This is a genomic window from Streptomyces sp. NPDC007945 (genome assembly GCF_042958885.1).
In the GTDB taxonomy this organism is placed as follows: Bacteria; Actinomycetota; Actinomycetes; order Streptomycetales; family Streptomycetaceae; genus Streptomyces.
Genome location: NZ_JBIBJV010000002.1, coordinates 724,679 through 743,390 on the forward strand (window position 1 = coordinate 724,679; position 18,712 = coordinate 743,390).

The 18,712-nt window shown below is 74.4% G+C and carries 19 protein-coding genes; 12 read left to right on the forward strand and 7 right to left on the reverse strand.

The features are described 5' to 3' along the window. Positions 1 to 575: 575 nt before the first annotated feature. The 3 genes from ACFZCF_RS08575 to ACFZCF_RS08585 all read right to left on the reverse strand — a co-directional run bounded on the left by ACFZCF_RS08575 (position 576) and on the right by ACFZCF_RS08585 (position 2,160). Positions 576 to 848: a hypothetical protein gene (locus ACFZCF_RS08575; protein WP_388437095.1), complete on the reverse strand. Its 273-nt coding sequence runs from the start codon at positions 846 to 848 to the stop codon at positions 576 to 578. Positions 849 to 1,090: 242 nt separating this feature from the next. Next, positions 1,091 to 1,645, reverse strand: a complete 555-nt coding sequence (locus ACFZCF_RS08580; protein ID WP_391285500.1) for a hypothetical protein — start codon at positions 1,643 to 1,645, stop codon at positions 1,091 to 1,093. A gap of 275 nt (positions 1,646 to 1,920) precedes the next feature. Continuing rightward, positions 1,921 to 2,160 carry a chaplin gene (locus ACFZCF_RS08585; RefSeq protein ID WP_388437100.1) on the reverse strand — a complete coding sequence of 80 codons (240 nt, stop codon included), beginning with the start codon at positions 2,158 to 2,160 and terminating at the stop codon, positions 1,921 to 1,923. A gap of 403 nt (positions 2,161 to 2,563) precedes the next feature. Between ACFZCF_RS08585 and ACFZCF_RS08590 the strand changes: the two genes are divergently transcribed. The 9 genes from ACFZCF_RS08590 to ACFZCF_RS08630 all read left to right on the forward strand — a co-directional run bounded on the left by ACFZCF_RS08590 (position 2,564) and on the right by ACFZCF_RS08630 (position 12,646). Then, positions 2,564 to 2,947, forward strand: coding sequence for a hypothetical protein (locus ACFZCF_RS08590; protein WP_391285501.1), 384 nt, complete (start codon positions 2,564 to 2,566; stop codon positions 2,945 to 2,947). Position 2,948: 1 nt separating this feature from the next. Next, positions 2,949 to 4,085 carry a glycosyltransferase gene (locus ACFZCF_RS08595; protein WP_388437106.1) on the forward strand — a complete coding sequence of 379 codons (1,137 nt, stop codon included), beginning with the start codon at positions 2,949 to 2,951 and terminating at the stop codon, positions 4,083 to 4,085. Continuing rightward, positions 4,082 to 5,548, forward strand: coding sequence for an exopolysaccharide biosynthesis polyprenyl glycosylphosphotransferase (locus ACFZCF_RS08600; protein ID WP_388437109.1), 1,467 nt, complete (start codon positions 4,082 to 4,084; stop codon positions 5,546 to 5,548). The genes ACFZCF_RS08595 and ACFZCF_RS08600 overlap by 4 nt, the downstream gene beginning before the upstream one ends. 2 nt (positions 5,549 to 5,550) lie before the next feature. Next, a complete protein-coding gene (locus tag ACFZCF_RS08605) occupies positions 5,551 to 6,885 on the forward strand; it encodes an O-antigen ligase family protein (RefSeq protein WP_391285504.1) in 1,335 nt (444 codons plus the stop codon). 262 nt (positions 6,886 to 7,147) lie between these two features. Next, on the forward strand, positions 7,148 to 8,920 hold the full coding sequence (gene murJ / locus ACFZCF_RS08610) for a murein biosynthesis integral membrane protein MurJ (RefSeq protein ID WP_388438885.1): 1,773 nt from the start codon (positions 7,148 to 7,150) through the stop codon (positions 8,918 to 8,920). Beyond that, positions 8,817 to 9,614, forward strand: a complete 798-nt coding sequence (locus ACFZCF_RS08615) for a polysaccharide deacetylase family protein (protein WP_388437113.1) — start codon at positions 8,817 to 8,819, stop codon at positions 9,612 to 9,614. The genes murJ and ACFZCF_RS08615 overlap by 104 nt, the downstream gene beginning before the upstream one ends. Before the next feature lie 23 nt (positions 9,615 to 9,637). Continuing rightward, a complete protein-coding gene (locus ACFZCF_RS08620; protein WP_391286002.1) occupies positions 9,638 to 10,774 on the forward strand; it encodes a glycosyltransferase in 1,137 nt (378 codons plus the stop codon). Between the two features lie 58 nt (positions 10,775 to 10,832). Beyond that, positions 10,833 to 11,501, forward strand: coding sequence for a lipopolysaccharide biosynthesis protein (locus ACFZCF_RS08625; RefSeq protein ID WP_391285507.1), 669 nt, complete (start codon positions 10,833 to 10,835; stop codon positions 11,499 to 11,501). Positions 11,502 to 11,503: 2 nt separating this feature from the next. Further along, on the forward strand, positions 11,504 to 12,646 hold the full coding sequence (locus tag ACFZCF_RS08630) for a GNAT family N-acetyltransferase (RefSeq protein ID WP_391286004.1): 1,143 nt from the start codon (positions 11,504 to 11,506) through the stop codon (positions 12,644 to 12,646). Positions 12,647 to 12,649: 3 nt separating this feature from the next. Here ACFZCF_RS08630 and ACFZCF_RS08635 read toward each other — a convergent pair whose 3' ends face one another. Then, positions 12,650 to 14,239, reverse strand: coding sequence for a glycosyl hydrolase (locus ACFZCF_RS08635; RefSeq protein WP_391285508.1), 1,590 nt, complete (start codon positions 14,237 to 14,239; stop codon positions 12,650 to 12,652). Positions 14,240 to 14,397: 158 nt separating this feature from the next. Here ACFZCF_RS08635 and ACFZCF_RS08640 point away from each other — a divergent pair, with 158 nt between their 5' ends. Beyond that, positions 14,398 to 15,711, forward strand: coding sequence for an ATP-grasp domain-containing protein (locus ACFZCF_RS08640; RefSeq protein ID WP_391285509.1), 1,314 nt, complete (start codon positions 14,398 to 14,400; stop codon positions 15,709 to 15,711). Between the two features lie 96 nt (positions 15,712 to 15,807). On the opposite strand, the gene ACFZCF_RS08645 is transcribed toward ACFZCF_RS08640, so the two are convergent. After that, positions 15,808 to 16,041, reverse strand: coding sequence for a chaplin (locus ACFZCF_RS08645; RefSeq protein WP_388437125.1), 234 nt, complete (start codon positions 16,039 to 16,041; stop codon positions 15,808 to 15,810). A gap of 180 nt (positions 16,042 to 16,221) precedes the next feature. Continuing rightward, on the reverse strand, positions 16,222 to 16,632 hold the full coding sequence (locus ACFZCF_RS08650) for a rodlin (RefSeq protein WP_391286006.1): 411 nt from the start codon (positions 16,630 to 16,632) through the stop codon (positions 16,222 to 16,224). Positions 16,633 to 16,855: 223 nt separating this feature from the next. On the opposite strand from ACFZCF_RS08650, the gene ACFZCF_RS08655 reads away from it, so the two are divergent. Then, positions 16,856 to 17,266 carry a rodlin gene (locus ACFZCF_RS08655; protein WP_388437128.1) on the forward strand — a complete coding sequence of 137 codons (411 nt, stop codon included), beginning with the start codon at positions 16,856 to 16,858 and terminating at the stop codon, positions 17,264 to 17,266. A 57-nt stretch (positions 17,267 to 17,323) separates the two neighbouring features. On the opposite strand, the gene ACFZCF_RS08660 is transcribed toward ACFZCF_RS08655, so the two are convergent. Further along, complete coding sequence (locus ACFZCF_RS08660) at positions 17,324 to 17,482, reverse strand: hypothetical protein (RefSeq protein WP_388437131.1); 159 nt, start codon at positions 17,480 to 17,482, stop codon at positions 17,324 to 17,326. Positions 17,483 to 17,669: 187 nt separating this feature from the next. On the opposite strand from ACFZCF_RS08660, the gene ACFZCF_RS08665 reads away from it, so the two are divergent. Then, positions 17,670 to 18,704 (forward strand): LCP family protein, encoded by a 1,035-nt coding sequence (locus tag ACFZCF_RS08665; RefSeq protein ID WP_391285512.1) that lies wholly within the window; start codon positions 17,670 to 17,672, stop codon positions 18,702 to 18,704. The last annotated feature ends 8 nt before the right edge of the window (positions 18,705 to 18,712 follow it).

Here is an 18,712-nt window from a genome sequence, read left to right on the forward strand (position 1 = left end):
CTTCGTCGGCGGAGTGGTCGGAGGCTTCGTCGGCGGAGTCGTGGGCGGCTTCGTCGGCGGAGTGGTCGGAGGCTTCGTCGGCGGAGTCGTGGGCGGCTTCGTCGGCGGAGTGGTCGGAGGCTTCGTCGGCGGAGTCGTGGGCGGGTGCGTCGGCTCTTCGCCGTAGCCGCCGTCGGGGTCCTCCGTCGCGTGGGCGCAGAGGTCTCCGACGGCCGACGCCACGTATGCGCCCAGGTCCATGCCGGGACCGCAGTGCACCGGCGCGTGGGAGGCGTGAGCCTGCCCGCCGCCGGGTCCTGGGGTGCCGCCCGTGCCGGGGTGCGCGTTCGCGGCCAGCGCGAGACCGCCGGTCAGCGACAGCAAGCCGGTCGCTGCCGTCGCGGTGAGAACTTTCCTGCTGATGATGGACCGCATACCGCTCTTCCTCGGGAGAAAGGGAGAGACCGGCGAGGATCCCCCCTCGCTCCGTCCGGCCGCGTCCCGCGCTGACGTTCGCGTGGGACGGTCCCGAGATTAGGGAGCGGCACACCGTGTGAAGTCGAGGCCACACGGCGATTGGTCAGAAAATCATTCGATCAGCCGCCGAGCGGGTTGACCGGGAGGCCGCCGATCAGCGGGAGGCCCTTGCCGGTCTGGTTCAGCTGGGTCGCGGTGTCGGTGACCGCCTTGACCGGGGAGCCCTCGGTGGTGCTGCTGAGCACGTCCGACTTCAGTCCGTTGGCGGCGATGGCCTCCAGGCCGCCGTTCAGACTGGTGGGCATGTGCGCCTGCTGGGCCATGGCGGGGGCGGCGGCGCCGAGGGCCACGAGGGAACCGGCGACGACCGCGGCGACCTTGCTGGGCTTCATGGGGAGAATCCTTCCTCTGTTCTTTCAACTCGCGTTCCACACGGGCTTCTTGGCAAATTCCCGCGCGTCGCTTCCGTCTTCTGTAACGAGAGGTTCGCCCCCCGGAAACTCCGGAAGGAAGGTTTTCTCGACACTGCACCCGATCGAAGGGGGTCGGTGTTATTTCCGGATGACCGGACGCGGACGCGCCCGTACCGGCTCGACGGGAGGCCGAACCGGTACGGGCGGGGGGTGGGCGCGGGTCAGCGGACCGGCAGCGAAGGCTTCACCGGCGCATCGACGGGCGGCACCGGCGCGTCGACGGGCGATACGGGCGCCTCGACCGGCAGGTCGGGGAGGCCGTCCGCGGCGGGCAGCCCGCCGAGCAGGGTGGTGACGGCGAGGTCGACCACGGAGGTCAGCGTGGTGGTGACCTGCGGGGCGACTCCGGCGAGACCCCCGGAGCCGACGGCGGCGAGCAACCCGGCGACGACCTTCTCGACGCTGCCGAGCACGTCCGCGAGGGCCGGGGTGGCCGGCGGCTCCGCCGTGGACGGGGCCGCCGACGGCGGGGCGGGAGCGACCCCCTGGGCCTGGGCGACGGCGGCCTGGATCTCCGCCTTCAGGGCGTCGACGTCGGTCGGGGCCGACGCGGCCGCGGCCGGCGGGGCGGCGGGGTCGGGGAGCGGGGCTCGGGCGGCCCGTTCGGCCGCGCGGGAGGGAGGGCGCTCGTCGGCGAAGGCGGTTCCCGCCGCGCCGAGGGTGAGGGCGGCGGACAGCGCCAGGACGGTGAGACGGCGTATGGCCAGGGGACGCATATGTGTTCCTTTTCCTTATGCGTCGGACAACTGCTCTCCCACCGTGCCTGCGGCTATAGCGCTCCGCAATCGCAGAACTACTGAGCGCCACGCCCCCGTTCGAGTGAATCCTCCTCCCGGACTGCCCCTCGGAGGGGCGTGCGCCGTTGCACCGGGCGGCGCACGCGGATGCGCCCGAACGGGTGCCGGCCCAGTGGCCGCAAGGAGAAAGCCGGTGCGCCCGCCCCTCGGGGGCGGGCGCACCGGCTTCGGAAGGACCGATCCGACGTGCGAGGTCAGACGTTGGCGCAGACGTTGCCGAAGGCCGGGTTCAGGGCGCCGATGACGTTCACGGTGTTGCCGCAGACGTTGACCGGCACGTGGACCGGGACCTGCACGACGTTGCCGGAGCCGACACCGGGGGACTTCACGGCAGCGCCCTCGGCGATGGAGTCGGCGGCGGCGGCACCGGCGGCACCGGCGACCGCGGCGGCGGCACCCACGGTCAGAACGACGGCCTTGGCGATACGGGACATGGAGAAGTTCTCCTCGATCGATTTCCAACTCGGACTGCGCGGACTGTTCGGCCCGGCTCCCACAACAACGCGCCGGTTTTTCATCGGTTGCTCTCCCGAACGGGTGACGTTCAACCGATCTTTGGCCTGCGGGAGGGCCATTCGGGCGACGGACCCGAGAAAGGCGCAACACGCTCAACGACGAACCTGCCGGTCGGATACGGGAGTTAGCGTTTCCGAGCATCTAATGCTTACTATCGCCCCGCGCCGGGGTTATAACGTTCCGGAGCGTTGCTTCCGGGCCCGCCGCGCGTTCACCCATTTCGTGCGGACAACACCTCCCCCTCCCCCGGTCTTCACGGGTCTTCCCTTCCTTCTCTCATCAAAGCGGAGAACCTGTATGCGGAATTCAGCGGTTCTTGCTGTGCGTCGCGGCGCGTGGTACGCCCGGTCGCGCGCGGTTCTGTGCGCCGCGCCACTCGCCTCCGCCGCGCCGCCCGCGCCCCGGGAGGACGCCCTGGTTCCCGGGGATTGCCCCAACCCGTGGACGGGCCGTCAGAAGCCGACCGCGATCAGCGATTCCACCCATTCCGCGGACGACCGGCCGAACTCCGGCGTCGCCGAATTCCGCAAGGCCGGGACGGCACGCTTCCCGGCCGCCGGGAACACCCTGGGGTACGACTCCGACGTCTTCGGTCCGCGGGGGGCGCCGCGCAACGGGGCCGACCGTGTCCACGTCCGGCTCTGCGGCCGCGAGGACACCGTCTGGCTCGGCGCGCTCTTCCCGCGGGCGGACGTACGGCGCTGACGTGCGGGCCCCCATCGAGGCGGACCCGGGGTCCGTCACCGTCCTGCACGCGGTCCAGCCGGGTGACGGCGGGGTGGCCAGGGTCGTCGTCGACCTGGTGCGCGCCCAGCGCGCCGCCGGGCTGCGGCCCGTCACCGCCTGCCCGCCCGGCACCGCCCTCGCCGCGGAGCTGCGCGCCGAGGGCGCCGAGGTCCACGACTGGCGGGCGGGGCGCGACCCCGGTCCCGCGTTGCCGCGGGAGACCCGCGGGCTGGCCCGGGTGGTCCGGGCCGTGCGGCCCGCGCTCGTCCACGCCCACTCGGCGAAGGCGGGACTGTGCGCCCGGCTGGCCGTGCGTGGGCGGATCCCGACCGTGTACCAGCCGCACGCCTGGTCCTTCGAGGCCGTGACCGGCACCACCGCCGAACTGGCACGCCGCTGGGAGCGGTTCGGCGCCCGCTGGGCCGACCGGATCCTGTGCGTGAGCGAGGCGGAGCGGCGTACCGGCGAGGAGGCCGGGGTGACGGCGGCCTGGTCGGTGGTGCACAACGGCGTGGACGTGGCGCGGTTCGCGACCGGCGGTCCCGCCGGGAACCCGGCGCCGACCGTGGTGTGCGTGGGTCGGCTGTGCCGGCAGAAGGGCCAGGACGTGTTGCTGGCCGCCTGGCCGGCGGTCCTCGCCGAGGTGCCGGGCGCGCGGCTCGTGCTCGTCGGCGACGGTCCGGACGGGGAGCGGCTGCGGGCCGCCGCCGGTCCCTCGGTGCGGTTCGCCGGCGCGGTCGGCGACACCGCGCCCTGGTACCGGGCGGCGGACGTCGTCGTGCTGCCGTCCCGCTGGGAGGGCATGGCGCTGGCGCCCCTGGAGGCGATGGCGGCGGGCCGGCCGGTGGTCGTCACCGAGGTCGACGGGGCCCGCGAGAGCCTGCCGCCCGGCCATGAAGCCCTGTGTCTGGTCCCGTCGGAGGATCCGGCCGCCCTCGCCACTGCTCTCGGCCGCCTCCTGGGCCGGCCGGAGCTGCGGCACCGCCTGGGCCGGGAGGCCCACGAGCACGTCCTCAGCAGTTTCGATGTGCGGCGCACCGGCGCGGCCGTCGCGGAGATCTACCGCGAGCTGGCCGGAGTGCGGGGCACGGAGCACAGAGAGCCGATTGCGCAGTGACCACGGAAAGTACCAGCGTTCCCTCCTCGCCCGGCCCGTGGCCGGTGGCGGGTCCGGCCTTCGGGCCGGCCTCGTTCGTCCCCCGTCGGCGGCTCTCCGGCCGGCTCCACGGCCGGCTCGCGCCGGCGCGCCGCCGGGCGGCCGGGCGGCCGGGTCCCGGTGCTCCGGCGCTGCGGGGCGTCGACTGCCTGGCGGTGCTCGCCGGGGCGGCGCTGCTCGCCCCGGCGCACCAGGACCCGCGGCTGCTGCTGCCGGTCGCGGCGCTGCTGCTCCTGCTCGACGGGCGCGGTGGGCTCTACCGTCCGCCGATGCACGCGCGGCTGCTCGACGAGCTGCCGGCGCTCGCCTCGCGGGCCGGGGTGGTGTGGTGCGTGGCCGCGGCCGGTGCGGCGGCCTGGTCGCCGCTGCTCGCGATCGGGCCGCTGCGGCTGTGCGGGGCGTACGCCGCGCACGTCGGCGTGGCGGCCGTGCTGCGGGCGGTGCTGCTGGCGCGCGGGCGGCGGATCGCCCGGGAGCGGCCGCGGTCCGCGCTGGTGGTGGGCCCGCCCGCGGCGGCCCGCCGGTTCGCGGCGGCGGCGGCGCAGCACCCCGAGTACGGGATGCGGCCGGTCGGGATCGTGGGGCTGCCGGACGCGACGGTCGGTGAGCAGCGGCCGCTGGAGCCGGGGCTTCCGCTGCTGACGACGGCGGAGGAGATCCGCCGGGCGGTCATCCAGAACACGGTCCGCGAGGCGGTGTTCCTGTCCCACGAGCCGGAGCTGGTGACGCTCTTCCAGCACTACGGCTGTACGACCTGGCGGGTCGGCGGCGAGCGGCAGGACGGGCCGATGGGCGAGCACGTGTGGGGGTACGCGCGGCGCCGCCTGGTGCCGGCGACCGAGCGGCGCGGGGCGGTGGCCAAGCGGGCCCTGGACATCGCGCTCGCCGGTCCGGCGCTGGCGCTGGCGCTGCCGGTGCTCGCGGTGTGCGCGCTCGCGGTGCGGCTGTCGGACGGGCCGGGGGTGCTGTTCCGGCAGGAGCGGGTGGGCCAGCACGGGCGGCACTTCACGCTGCTGAAGTTCCGGACGCTGCGGCCGTCGGACGAGACCGAGTCGGCGACCCGGTGGAACGTGGCCGGGGACCGGCGGATGAGCGCGGCCGGCAGCTTCCTGCGGAAGTCGTCCCTCGACGAGCTGCCGCAGCTGTGGAACGTGCTGCGCGGTGACATGAGCCTGGTCGGGCCGCGACCCGAACGGCCGTACTTCGTCGCCCAGTTCAGCAAGATCCACGCGGGGTACGCGGCCCGCCACCGGATGCCGGTCGGGCTGACCGGTCTGGCGCAGGTCCACGGGCTGCGCGGCGACACGTCGATCGAGGACCGCTGCCGGTTCGACAACCACTACATCGACCACTGGTCGCTCTGGCAGGACGTCTGCATCCTCGTCCGCACGGCGGCCGGGCTCGTGCGACCGACGGGGAGCTGAGGATGGCGACGGCCGTGACGACGGTTCCGGCCCTCGCGGGGGTGCCCGGGCCGGGGGACCTGGTCCGCAGAGTGGGGGCGCTCTCCCCGGTGCTCGCGGTGGTCGCGCTGCTGCTGGTACCGGGCGGCGGCGGGGCCGAGGGCGGGACCGGCGGCACCGTCGCCGACGCCGCCTCGGGGCTGCTCGTCCTGTACTGCCTGGTGCGGCTCCTGCGGGGCGGGGCGCGTCCGCTGACCCGGACGGCGGCGGTGGTGCTCGGGCTGCCGGTGTTCGGGATCTGCCTGGCGGCGATCACCTCGAACGACCCGGCGTCGAGCCTGCCGGGCGTCGCCCGCTACGTGCAGGTCTTCGTGCTCGTCCCGGCGGCGGTGCTGCTGACGATCCGGGACCGGCGGGACTTCGCCGTGGTGGCCTGGGGTCTGGTGGCCCTGGCGCTGGTCCAGGGCGCGGTGGGCGTCGGGCAGTTCCTGACGGGGACGGGCGCCTCGTACCAGGGCGAGGACATCCGGGCGGTCGGCACCTTCGGGGCGACCGACGTGATGGGCATGGCGACGGTGGTCGCGTACGGCCTGGTGATCGCCACGGGCATCGCGCTCGGCTCGTCGGCCGGGCGGGCGCGGACCGCCGCACTGGTCTGCGCCGGGCTGCTGGTGGTGCCGCTGCTGCTCTCCTTCAGCCGGGGCGCGTGGATCGCGACCGTGCTGGCCTGCGGGATCCAGCTGCTGCTCGGCGGGGTGCGGCGGGCGGCGCGGGTGACGCTGGCGGTGGGCGCGCTCGCGGTGGTCCTCGTCGGCGGCTTCGGTGTGGGCTCGGAGATGGTGGAGGAGCGGGTCACCAGCATCACGCGGGTGACGGCGGCGCCTGACCAGTCGGTGACGGACCGGTACACGATGTGGGCGGCGGCCGGGCGGATGTGGCGCTCCGAGCCGCTGACCGGCGTCGGCCTGAAGGGCTTCCCCCACTACCGGGACTCGCACGCCTCGGTGGCGCTCTCCGCGGGCAGCGACACGGCGGGCGCGGGCGCGGGGTACCGGAAGCAGCCGCTGCTCTCCCCGCACAACATGTACCTGCTGGTCCTCAGCGAGCAGGGGCTCATCGGGCTGCTCGCGCTCGCCGGGAGCTGGCTGGCGCTGCTCGTGGGCGCGCTGCGGCGGCGCCGGACGGGGGCGGAGTGCGCCCTCGTGGCCGGCGGGCTGCTGGCCTGGCAGCTGATCGACTTCTTCTACGCGGACATCGGCGGCCCGTCGACGGTGCTGATGTCGGTGGTCTTCGGCCTCGCCGCCTGGTGGGCCCTCGCCCCGGGGCCGGAGGGCCCGCCGGAGGTGCGCGGTGCGTGACCCGTGGGCCGGTCCGCCGGATCCCACGGACGCGTACGTCGCGCCTCCGGGGCCCGGCGGCCCCGCCGTCCCGCCGTGTCCGCAGCGCGGCGAACCCCTGACCGACCCCTGGTCCCCCCTGCCTCCGGGCGCCACGGACTCCCCGTGCGCCCCGGGGGCCGTCGTGCTGCCGGGGGGCGGGGCCGTGGCGCCGCCGGCCGGGCTGAGCGGGGCGCGGCGGATCCCGGTGCTCCGCCCGGTGGGGCACACCGCCGCCGTCGACGTGTGGGCGCCGGCCGCCGCCCCGGCGCCCGCTCCCTCCCCGGCGCCCGCCGCGCCGAAGGGGAGGCGGGCGCACGCGCGGACCAGGACGCGGTCGGCGGGGGGCGGGCAGGGGCGCGGCTTCCTCGCGAAGGCGGCGGCCGTGACGGCGGTGCTGACGGCCCTCGGGGCGGTGCTGGGGCTCGTACGGGACCAGATCCTCGCCGGGTACTTCGGCGCGGGCGCGGAGACGGACGCCTTCCTGGTGGCGTGGACGGTGCCGGAGTTCGCGTCGACGCTGCTCATCGAGGACGCGATGGCGCTGATCCTGGTGCCGGCCTTCTCCCGGGCCCTCGCCCGCCGTTCGGGGTCGCCGTCCGGGGATCCCGTACGGGAGCTGGTGCGGGGGACGCTGCCGCGGCTCACCCTCTCCGTCGCCGCCGTCGCCGCCGTCCTGGTCGCGGCCGCGCCGGCGGTCGTGCGGCTGCTCGCGCCCGGGCTCTCCGACCCGGGGCTCGCGGTGGACTGCACCCGGCTCACCGCGACCTGTGTGCTGACCTTCGCGCTGGTCGGCTACTGCTCGGCGGCGCTGCGGGCGCACCACGTGTTCCTGCCGCCGGCCGCGATCTACGTGGCGTACAACGTCGGCATCATCGGCACGATGGTGCTGCTGCGCGATCCGTGGGGGGTGCGGTCGGCCGCCGCCGGGGTGGCGGTCGGCGGGGTGTTCATGGTGCTGGTGCAGGCGCCGGCGCTGGTACGGGCGCTGCGGGCGCGGCCGGTGCCGTCGCGGGAGCCGGAGGCGCCCGCGCCGGGCCTCGCCGGGGACGGGCGGCTCGTGGTGCTCGGGCTGATCGCGCCGGTGGTCGCCTTCTCGCTGATCCGGCAGTCGCAGACGCTGATCGAGCGGTTCCTCGCCGCGCCGCTGCCCTCGGGCGCGATCTCGCACCTGAACTACGCGCAGAAGATCGCGCAGATGCCGATGATCCTGTCGCTGATGCTGTGCACGGTCAGCTTCCCGGTGATCGCGCGGGCGCTGGCCGCGGGCGATCCCGAGGGGGCGCGGCGGCGGGTCGAGCGGGATCTGCTGCTGGCCGCCGTGGTGGTCCTGGTGGGCGCCTCCGTGGTGATCGCCGCCGCCCCGAAGATCGTCGAACTGCTCTTCCAGCGGGGTGAGTTCGATCGTTCGGACACGGTCGCCACCGCGTCCGTCATGCGGGTCTACGCGCTCGGGCTGCTCGGTCAGACCATGGTCGGCGCCCTCGCCCGCTGCTACTTCTCCGCGGCCCGCCCCCTCTGGTACCCGGCCGCCGCGATGGCCGCCGGGCTCGCCGCCACCGCCGCCGCCGGAGTGCCCGGCGCCGCCGCCTGGGGCTCCGTCGGCCTCGCCGCCGCCAACGCCCTCGGCATCACGCTCACCGCCGTCCTGCTGCTGCGCGGCGCCCACCGGCAGACCGTCCCCGTCCGGTCCGACCGGCTCGGCGACGGACTGCTGCGGCTCGCCGCGGCCGGCGCCTGGGCGACCGGCGCGGGCTGGCTCGCCTCGGTGGCGATCGAGCCCCCGCTGGTCTCCCTCGCCGTCGCGGCCCTCGTCGTCACGGCCGTCTTCCTCGTCTTCCTCACCCGCGCCGCCAAGGCGCCGGAGATCCCTCCCGTCCCGCACGCCACCACCCGACGCCGAAGGACAGACCATGCCCGCCCCCACCGCGCCGCGCCGTCTGCTGCCGAAGCCGCCCCTGTGGGCGAAGCCGCCCCTGTGGGTGGCGATGTACCACTCGATCACGGACACCGCTGACGATCCGTACCGGGTGACGGTCTCCCCCGTGCGGTTCGCCCGCCAGCTCCACTGGCTCGGCGACCGCGGCCTGCGCGGGGTGTCGGTGCGGGAGCTGCTCGCCGCGACCGCCGCCGGACGGGCCAGGGGCCTCGTCGGCCTCACCTTCGACGACGGATACGCCGACTTCCTCGACTCGGCGCTGCCGCTGCTGCGCCGGCACGGCTTCACGGCCACGGTCTATGTCCTGCCGGGCCGGCTCGGCGCCGTCAACGACTGGGACGCCGGGGGCCCCCGCAAGCCGCTGCTCACCGCGGAGGGCATCGAGCGGATCGCCGCCGCCGGCATGGAGATCGGCTCGCACGGCCTGACGCACCGCCGCCTCACGGAGGCCGACGACGCCACCCTCGCCGACGAGACCCGCCGCTCCCGGGCCCTGTTGGAGGAGATCACCGGCGGCCCGGTGGACGGCTTCTGCTACCCCTACGGGGCCGTCGACCCGCGGGTGGTCCGCGCCGTGCGCGAGGCCGGGTACGGCCACGCCTGCGCCATCGACCCCGGCCCGCTGACCGGCATCCACGCCCTGCCCCGCGTCCACATCGGCGAGAACGACACCGCGTGGCGGCTCACCGCGAAGCGGGTCCTGCACCCGCTGCGCCGCCGCCACCCCGCCGAACCGGCCCCCGCGGGCCCGGCCGCGGCGGTGCCGGCATGAGCCGCCCCGGGAAGAGCGGACCCCTGAAGGTCCTGCACGTCATCACCGGCCTCGGCATCGGCGGCGCCGAGCAGCAGCTCCGCCTGCTGCTGCGCCACCTCCCTGTCCGGGGCCGGGTGGTGACGCTCACCAACCCGGGCCCGGTCGCGGCCGGCATCGAGGCCGACGGCACCCCGGTCAGCCACCTCGGCATGACCGGGAACCGGGACGTGGGCGCGCTGCCCCGGCTCGCCCGGATGGTCCGCGAGGGCGGCTACGACCTCGTGCACACCCATCTGTACCGGGCCTGCGTCTACGGCCGGCTGGCCGCCCGGCTCGGCGGCGTCCGCCGGGTCATCGCGACCGAGCACTCGCTCGGGGAGTCGCAGATCGAGGGCCGCCCGCTGTCGGCGGGCACCCGCGCGCTCTATCTGGCCTCGGAGCGGCTCGGCACCTCCACGGTCGCGGTCTCGGCGAGCGTGGCCCGCCGGCTCGCCGACTGGGGGGTGCCGCCGGACCGGGTCCAGGTGGTGCCGAACGGCATCGAGACCGACCGCTTCGCCTTCGCGCCGCGCGCCCGCCGGCTCACCCGGGGCGTCCTCGGCATCCCCGAGGACGCCTTCGTGGTCGGCGGAGTGGGCAGGCTCGCGCCCGGCAAGCGGTTCGACCGGCTGATCCGGGCCGTGGCCGCGGTGCCGGAGGCCCGACTTCTCCTCGTCGGCGACGGCGAGCGCCGCGAGGAGCTGCGGGCGGTGGCCCGTGAGTGCGGCGCCGCCGGACGGGTGCTGTTCTTCGGCGCCTGCGAGGACCCGCCGCTGGACGCTCCCGCCGGGCCGATGCTCCCCGAACTCCTCGCCGCCATGGACGTCTTCGTCTCCACCTCGCCCGACGAGACCTTCGGGCTCGCCGTCGTCGAGGCGCTCGCCGCCGGGCTGCCCGTGCTGTACGTGGCGTGCCCGGCGATCGAGGACCTGCCGGCCGACGCGGCGCCCGGTGCCCGGCGGATCGGCGAGTCGATGCCGGAGCTGATCGGCGCGCTGCACGAGCTGCGGGCCGCGCACGGCCCCCGGCCCGTACGCCTGCCCGCCCCGGCCGCCGCCCGCCGCTACGACATCGCGCACAGCGCCGACCGGCTGATGACCCTCTACGACCAGGCCGTCCACGGCCGCCCCGCACCGTGAGCACCCCCCTCAAACGCCTTTTCGGAACCCCCCGACCGTCCCAGCGAGAGAGCCCGTCATGACCACCACCCCACCCCGCGCCGCGCGCGTGCCCGCCCCCCTGCGCTCCCCCGGCCGCTGGGCGGTGCTGCCCGCCGCCGTCGTCGCCGGGGCCGCGCTCGGCGGCGGCTACGGGGCCCTGAAGACCCCCGAGTACGCCGCCACGAGCTACGTCATCGTCGTGCCCGGTGAGAAGTCCGACCCGGCGGCGGCGCTCGGCTTCGCCCAGGCGTACGGCCGGGTCGCCACCGACATCGCGGTGACCGGCGACGCCCAGGTGTGGGCCGGCGTCACCGCCGCCACCCTCCGCGAGAGCGTCCAGGCCGAGACCTCCCCGGACGCGCCGATGATCTCCATCACCGCCCGCGCGTCGCAGCCGTCGAAGGCGGTGTCGATCGCCGACGGCGTGGCCCGCTCGCTCGTCCTCAACTCCTCGCACGTCGCGGGCAGCACCGGCGTCAAGGTCGTCCAGTTCTCCCGCGCGACCAAGCCGACCGCTCCCGTGTCGCCGTCCGCGCCGCTCTCCGCCCTCGTCGGCGCCTGCGCCGGCGGCCTGCTCGGCGGGCTCGCGCTGCTCGTCCGCCCGAGGCGGGCCGCCGGGCGAGCCGAGGGCCGCCACTCCCGCCCGGCCGTGGCCACGGGCGCCGCGGTGCCCGCGCCCGCCACCCACCAGACGGAGGCGGTGTGACCTTGGGGAGAACCCTGCGGACGGAGCTCTGCCGTGACACGGAGGCCTTCGGGCGGCTGGCGGCCGAGTGGACGGCGCTGTACGGGCGCTGCTCCTCGGCGACCCCCTTCCAGTCCCACTCCTGGCTGCACTCCTGGTGGGTGTCGTACGGCCGTCCCGGCGCGCTGCGGGTGGTGCTCGTACGGGACGGTTCCGGCGCGCTGGTCGCGGCGGCACCCCTGATGCGGGCGCGCGGGCCGCTGCCCGTCCTCACCCAGCTCGGCGGCGCCATCACCGACTTCACCGACGTCCTCCTCGACGACGAGCGTCCCGAGGCGGCCGCCGCGCTGGCCGCCGCCGTCGCCCGGACGGCCCGGGGCGCGGTCGTCGACCTGCGGGAGGTGCGGCCCGGCGCCGCCGCCGAACGGGTCTTCGCGCACTGGCGCGGGCCGCGCCGCCGGCTCCCCGACTCGCTGTGCCTGGAGCTGCCGGCCGTCCCCATGGAGGGCCTGCTCGAACGGATCCCGTCCGGGAAGGCCCAGCGGGTCCGCGCCAAGCTGCGCAGGCTCGACGCGCTCGGCATCGACGCGCACGTGGTGACAGGCCCCGACGTGCCGGCCGCGCTCGACCGGCTGCTCACCCTCCACCGACTCCAGTGGCGGGGCCGCGGCGTGACCGCCGAGCACACCAGCGAGCGGTTCGCCCAGCACCTGGCGCGGGCGGTCCGCCCCATGGTGGAGCGCGGCGACGCGATGGTCACCGAGTTCCGGCTCGGCGGGGACGTCGTCGCCGCCGACCTGACCCTGATGTCCCCGCGTCTCGCCGGCGGCTACCTGTACGGCGCCGACCCGGTGCTGCGGGAGTGGAAGGTCGACATCGCCGCGATGCTGCTGCGCCACGGGGCCCGCGAGACGAGCGCGGGCGGCCGGGCCACGCTGAGCATGCTGCGGGGCAGCGAACCGTACAAGCAGCACTGGCGGCCGGAGCCGGTCCGCAACCGGCGGCTGCTGCTCGCCGGCCGCGGTACGGCCCCGCTCCTCTGGCTCCACGCGGGCGCGGCGGACGCGCGACGCTGGGCGGCCCGGCAGGCGCGGGAGCGGGCCTGGGTCGGCCGGCTCCTCGCCCGCCTCGCCGGCCGCGCGCCCGCGTCCGTACCGGGCGGCTGACCGTCAGAACGGCCAGACGCCGTCGAGGGCCCCCTTCCAGTCGAGGTCCAGGTTCAGGCCGAGGTCGAGCTTCGGCTCGTCCTTCCACCCGGTCTCCTTGGACACGCACACCGGCCCGCCGATCCAGCTCTCCACCCAGTCCCCGAGCCCGACGGCCCAACACTGGGGCTCAGGCTTGGGCTCGGGCTTGGGTTCCGGCTTGGGCTCGGGCTTGGGCTCAGGCTTGGGCTCGGGCTTCGGCTCAGGCTTGGGTTCGGGCTTCGGCTCGGGCTTCGGCTCAGGCTTGGGTTCGGGCTTCGGCTCGGGCTTCGGCTCAGGCTTGGGTTCCGGCTTGGGTTCCGGCTTCGGCTCAGGCTTCGGCTCGGGCTTGGGTTCCGGCTTCGGCTCCGGCTTCGGCTCCGGCTTCGGCTCCGGCTTCGGCTCGGGTTTGGGTTCCGGCTTGGGTTCCGGCTTCGGCTCAGGCTTGGGCTCAGGCTTTGGCTCAGGTTTGGGCTCAGGCTTCGGCTCCGGCTTCGGCTCGGGAATCGTCGGATCCACCGGATCCACGGGGTCCACCGGATCCACCGGCACCGAAGGCTCCGCCCCGTACAGCATCTCCCGGAACACGCGTGACGACTCCGGATTGTCGTCGCACTGCCAGACGCCGTGCGGGCAATAGTCCGTGATGGTGTGGTAGAGCGGCTTGTGCTGCCGGATCCATTCCAGCATGCGCCGCATGTACGTCGGGTTGTCGCCGTTCCGGAAGAGCCCCCATTCGGGATAGGAGATCTGCTTTCCGTGCTCGGCCGCGAAATCGACCTGTTTCTGGAGCCCGTACGGCTCGTTCACGTGCCGGTCGAAATCCGAGCCGGGTGGCTGGTCGTACGAGTCCATGCCGATGATGTCGACGACGTCGTCACCGGGATAGCACTCGGTCCACGGCACCGCGTCCCGGCCGCGGCTGGGGTTGAAGTCGAAGCGGAACCGCTGGCCGGGCACGGACCGCATGGTCGTGACGATCCGGTTCCAGTACTTCTTCCAGGCCGTCGGGTCGGGTCCGCAGCGGTGGGTGTAGGTGGTGCCGTTCATCTCCCAGCCGAGGACGAGGACCGGGTCCAGCGCCCCCGCCTTGACGAGCCGCCGCGCGAGGGTGCGGAAGTGGTGGTCGTAGTAGCCGGCCGCGCCGAGCTGGAGCTGGCGGCGTACCTCCTGGTCGGAGACGCGTGCCTCGTTGCGTTCCAGCATGGGGACGTTGAGGACGAGGATCCGGTCCCGTTTGGTGTTGCGCCAGTCGGCCCAGGCGTCGAGGAAGCCGGGCGGGCCCTCGATGTTGGACCAGAGGTCGCCGGGCAGGTAGGTGTGGCCGACGCGGAGCTCGCGTCCGCCGAGCCAGCGCTCCAGCTCGGCGATCCGCCTGACGCCCCGGGAACCGGAATCGAGGAAGGCGCCCATGGCCGAGGTGGCGGGGAGAACCGGACCGGGGCTCTCCGCCGCCGGGGGCGCGGCGGCCCGGGCGGGTGCCGACAGGACGACCGAACCCGAGACGAGGAGGCCGGCGGTGATCACCCCCAGCCAGGTTCTTGTTCTTCTCGGTGTTCCTCCGACAGGTTCCATGGCCGCTCCTTCAGGCGCACGCCGTTTGACGCACAGTCAATCTGATGTTCTGAAAGTATTCCTAATGAGCCGACCGTGAACGCGGCTTTCTTTCACTCCGTAGTCCATTAGAGGATTTCATCGCCCAGTTGGGGCACCCGAGATGAAGGGGCCATGCCGTGCCGCCTTTCGACACCCGCGTTCCCGCACTCCTCGTGCGGCTCGACCGGAACCCCTTCCACCACGGAACGCTCGGGGCGGCCCGCTCCCTGGGCCGGGCCGGGATCCCCGTGCACGCGGTCGTCGAGTCGCGCGACAGCCCGGCCGCCCGCTCGCGGTACGTCCGCTCGGTGCACGTCCGGCCCGACTCCACGGCCTCCACCGAGCTGGCCGCACTGCTGCTCCGGCTCGCCGGCGAGATCACCGGCGCGCCATCGGCTCCGGTGCTCGCCGTGCCGCTGGACGACGTCAGCGCGCTCGCGCTCGCCCGCCACAGGAGCGAGCTCGCGGGCAGGATCCTGCTGCCCGAGCGGACCGAGGAGCAGCTGCTGAGGGTCGCCGACAAGGCCCGGCTGGCCGGGGTCTGCGCCGAGCTGGGCCTGCCCCACCCGCGTACCGAACTCCCCGCCGGCGCCGACGAGGCCGCCGCCATGGCCTGGTCGCTCGGCCTGCCGGTGGTCGCCAAGTGGAGCCGCCCCTGGCTGCTGCCCGCCGGTTCGGGACTGCGCAGTACGACGATCCTCCGCTCGCTGGCCGAGGTGCGGGAGCTGTACCGCCGCACCCCGCAGGCCGGCAGCCGGCTGCTGCTCCAGGAGCTGCTTCCGCCGGGCCCGGGCCTCGACTGGTTCTTCCACGGGTACGCGGACTCCGCCGGCCGCTGCGTCGTCGGGGCCACCGGCCGCAAGGAACGGTCATGGCCGGACGGGGCCGGGCTCACCGCCGTGGGCCGCTGGGCGCCCAACCCCGAGGTGGACCGGCTCGCCCGCGGGCTGCTCGAAGCGCTCGGCCACCGGGGCGTCTGCGACCTCGACTTCCGGCTCGACCGGGACACCGGCGCCTATCACCTGCTGGACTTCAACCCCCGCCCCGGCGCCCAGTTCCGGCTCTTCTCCGACCACCAGGGCCTCGACGTGGTGCGGGCCCTGCACCTGGACCTCACCGACCGGCCCGTACCGCCGCTCTCCCCCGCGTACGGCCGCCGGTTCGTCGTCGAGAACTACGCGGCGCTCTCGCTGCTCGCCTCCCCGCGCCGCCGGTACGCCCCCGAGCCGGGCACCGCCCGGCAGCCCGCCGAGCGCGCCTGGTGCGCCGCCGACGACCCGGCGCCCGCGCTCGCCATGGGCCGCGCCTGGTGCGCCCACCTGCTGCGCCGGGCCCTGGCGGCGGTCCGCCGACGGCTCGCGGTCCGCCGCCCCCCGCACCCGGCGACCGTCCCCGGCCCCGCGACCCCCGCTCCCTCCCCCACCCCGCTCCCCCGGCCCACCCGGCGATGAAGCCGGAGGGCCGCGTCCGGCAAAGGGGCCGGCCCCGGGAGGCGGTGCGCCTCCCGGGGCCGGTGGTTGCCGTGGGCTCTGCCGCGACGGTCTGGATCAGTCGTTGACGCAGACGTTGCCGAAGGCGGGGTTCAGCGCACCGATGACGTTGATGCTGTTGCCGCAGACGTTGATCGGCACGTGGATCGGGATCTGGACGACGTTGCCCGAGAGGACACCCGGCGAACCGATGGCCGCGCCGGCCGCCTCGGCGTCCGCGAAGGCGGGGGTGGCCGCACCCATGGCCATGATGACTCCGGCGATGACGGCGGCAGCCTTCTTGCACTTCATTTCGTCTGGCTCCTTTTCCGCGGCGGAAGATCGGCTTCCGTCGCTCACACGGACAACGACAACCTCTCGCGAAGGAAACCGGATCGCGCGTTCCCCGGGCCGGTATTCACTCCGTTGGCGCGCACGACACAGGGCCGGAGGAAGGAATTCCTCCGGCCCTGCGGTGCGCTTGTCCCAGGATCAGCTGTTGCCGATTCCGTTTCCGGAGAGGACCGGGATGTCCTCCACGAGGTGCGACAGCGGCTCGTCGCCCTTGGCCTGCGTCGAGTTCTCGGCGCACTGCTGGTTCTGCGGGGAGGACAGGACGTTGACGTCCTGGACCGCGACCGGGACGAGGATGCCGACGAGCGAGCCGACGTTGCCCTTGACCGGGGCGCCGAGGCACAGCTTGTTCAGGGACCCCTGCACCGCCGAGAACTGCGGGCTCATGTCGCCCTTGGTCGTCGAGTTGCCGAACGACTGGTGGGCGCCGTTCCCGGAGAGGGAGGTCGTGCCGCCGTCGTTGGCGATGGCCATCGCGGGAGCGGCGGCCGCGGCGGCGACGCCGACGGCCGAAGCGGTGACGGCCGCGGCCGCCATCATCTTCTTGATCACGGTGAATCCGTTCTCTCTTCCCACCAATCGACGTGATTGATGCGACGGGATCAACTCCGGACGGGGGCGGAGGTTCCGGCCCTTCACCCGATCGACTGGGGACCCCGACGAGCGCTGCCGCGCGCGCTCCGCCAACGGGGTGACAGGGCGGAACCCGTCGCTCCGAGGCGAGTTGATCAGGGGGCTCCCTGCACGGAGCCGGTTCTAGAAGGGAACTCCCGTGATCAAGAAGGTCATGGCCACCGCGGCCGCCGCCGCCTCGATCGTCGGCGCCTCCGCCGCCGCGGCCACCCCCGCCCTCGCCATCGCCGACGACGGCGGCACCACCTCCAAGAGCGGCAACTTCGCCCACCAGGAGTACGGCAACTCCTACACCTACGGGAACATGAGCCCGCAGTTCGCGCTGGTCCAGGGCTCCCTGAACAAGCCGTGCATCGGGCTGCCGGCGAAGCTCAACGCCGGTTCGCTGGTCGGCGCGATCCCGATCGCGGTCCAGGACGTCAACGTCCTGTCCTCCCCGCAGAACCAGCAGTGCGTCGAGAACTCGACGCAGGCGAAGGGCGACGAGCCGCTGTCGCACATCCTGGAGGACATCCCGATCCTCTCGGGCAACGGCGTCGGCAACAGCTGACGGTCGCGCGTCGAGGGGCCGCCCCGCCGGGGCGGCCCCTCGTGCGTACCCGGCCCGCTAACGCGGCCAGACGGGCGTGGACATCAGCCGCTCCCACTCCCGGTCCGGCATGCCCGGCACCGCCCGCCCCGCCTGCACCCACTGGGTCACCAGGGCGGAATAGACGGGGAATTGCCGGGTGGACGGGGCCCGGTCGACGGTCGGCGGTTCGCTCACGTACCGGCTCTTCGGAATGAAGGCCATCCGTTCCCATTTCCCGGGATTACCGGGAACCGGCGGCGCCATTCTCGCTCCTTCCGCTGCTATTCCCGCATCATTACACAAGCCTCGCAACGGAGTGATTCACACGCCCGATACCGCGTCGCGCACCTGTGTGCGAGTGGGGTCGAAATAGCGTGCGGACATGAGATTCCCGCGCCCGTGGCGGCTCCTGCTCGCACCGGCGGCGCTTCTCGCGCTCGCCCCCGGAGCCCTCGCCTCCGCCCTCGGCGGACCGGCCCAACTCCCCTCCCCCTCCGAGGGACTCAATCTGCTCCTCGTCGGCACCGACTCCCGGGCGGGGGTCACCGCCGAGGAGAAGGAGCGCTTCCGGCTCGGCGGCGCGGACTGCGACTGCGCGGACGCGATCATGCTCGTCCACGTCTCGGCCGGGAACGACCGGGTGAGCGTGGTCTCGCTGCCGCGCGACTCGCTCGTCGAACTCGCCGGCCCCCACACCGACCTCAGGACCGGCACCATTCACGACGCCCATCTCGCGAAGATCAACGCGGCCCGCGCGGAAGGCGGTCCGGGCCTCGCGATCGAGACCGTGGAGGCGGTGACGGGACTCTCCGTGCACCGCTACCTCGAAGTCGACTTCCGCCGCTTCATGGACAGCGTCGACCGGGTCGACGACGGGGTGCCCATCTGCACGCAGAAGCCGCTGAAGGACCCGGCGACCGGCCTGGACCTCCCGGTCGGCACCCGGAACGTGGGCGGCGGCGAGGGGTTGCAGTACGTCCGCTCCCGGAAGGCCGACGGGGAGATGGACTTCGGCCGCATCCGCAAGCAGCAGAGGTTCCTCGTCAACATGCTGGAGCGGGTGCGCTCCGGCGGGATCCTCGCGGACCCGGCGAAGCTCCGGGCACTCGCCTCGACGCTGCGCGGCACGGCCGCCGCCGAGCGGGGCATCTCGGTGTCCGAACTGCTCACGCTGGCTTCCAGGTTGAGGGACCTCGGCCCGTCCCGTACGGAGTTGGCGACGGTGCCGGTCCGCGGCTTCAACCCGTCGATCGACGGGGTCGGATCCACCGTGGGCTGGGACGAGGAGGGGGCCGCGGAGGTCTTCGCGCGCCTGCGCGCGGACCGGCCGCTGCCGCCCGGCGACGTCATCGCGCCCAGCAAGCTCTCCGTCGCCGACTACGAGCCCGCCCGGGGGTCTTCGCTCATCTGCCCGTAGGCCGTCCG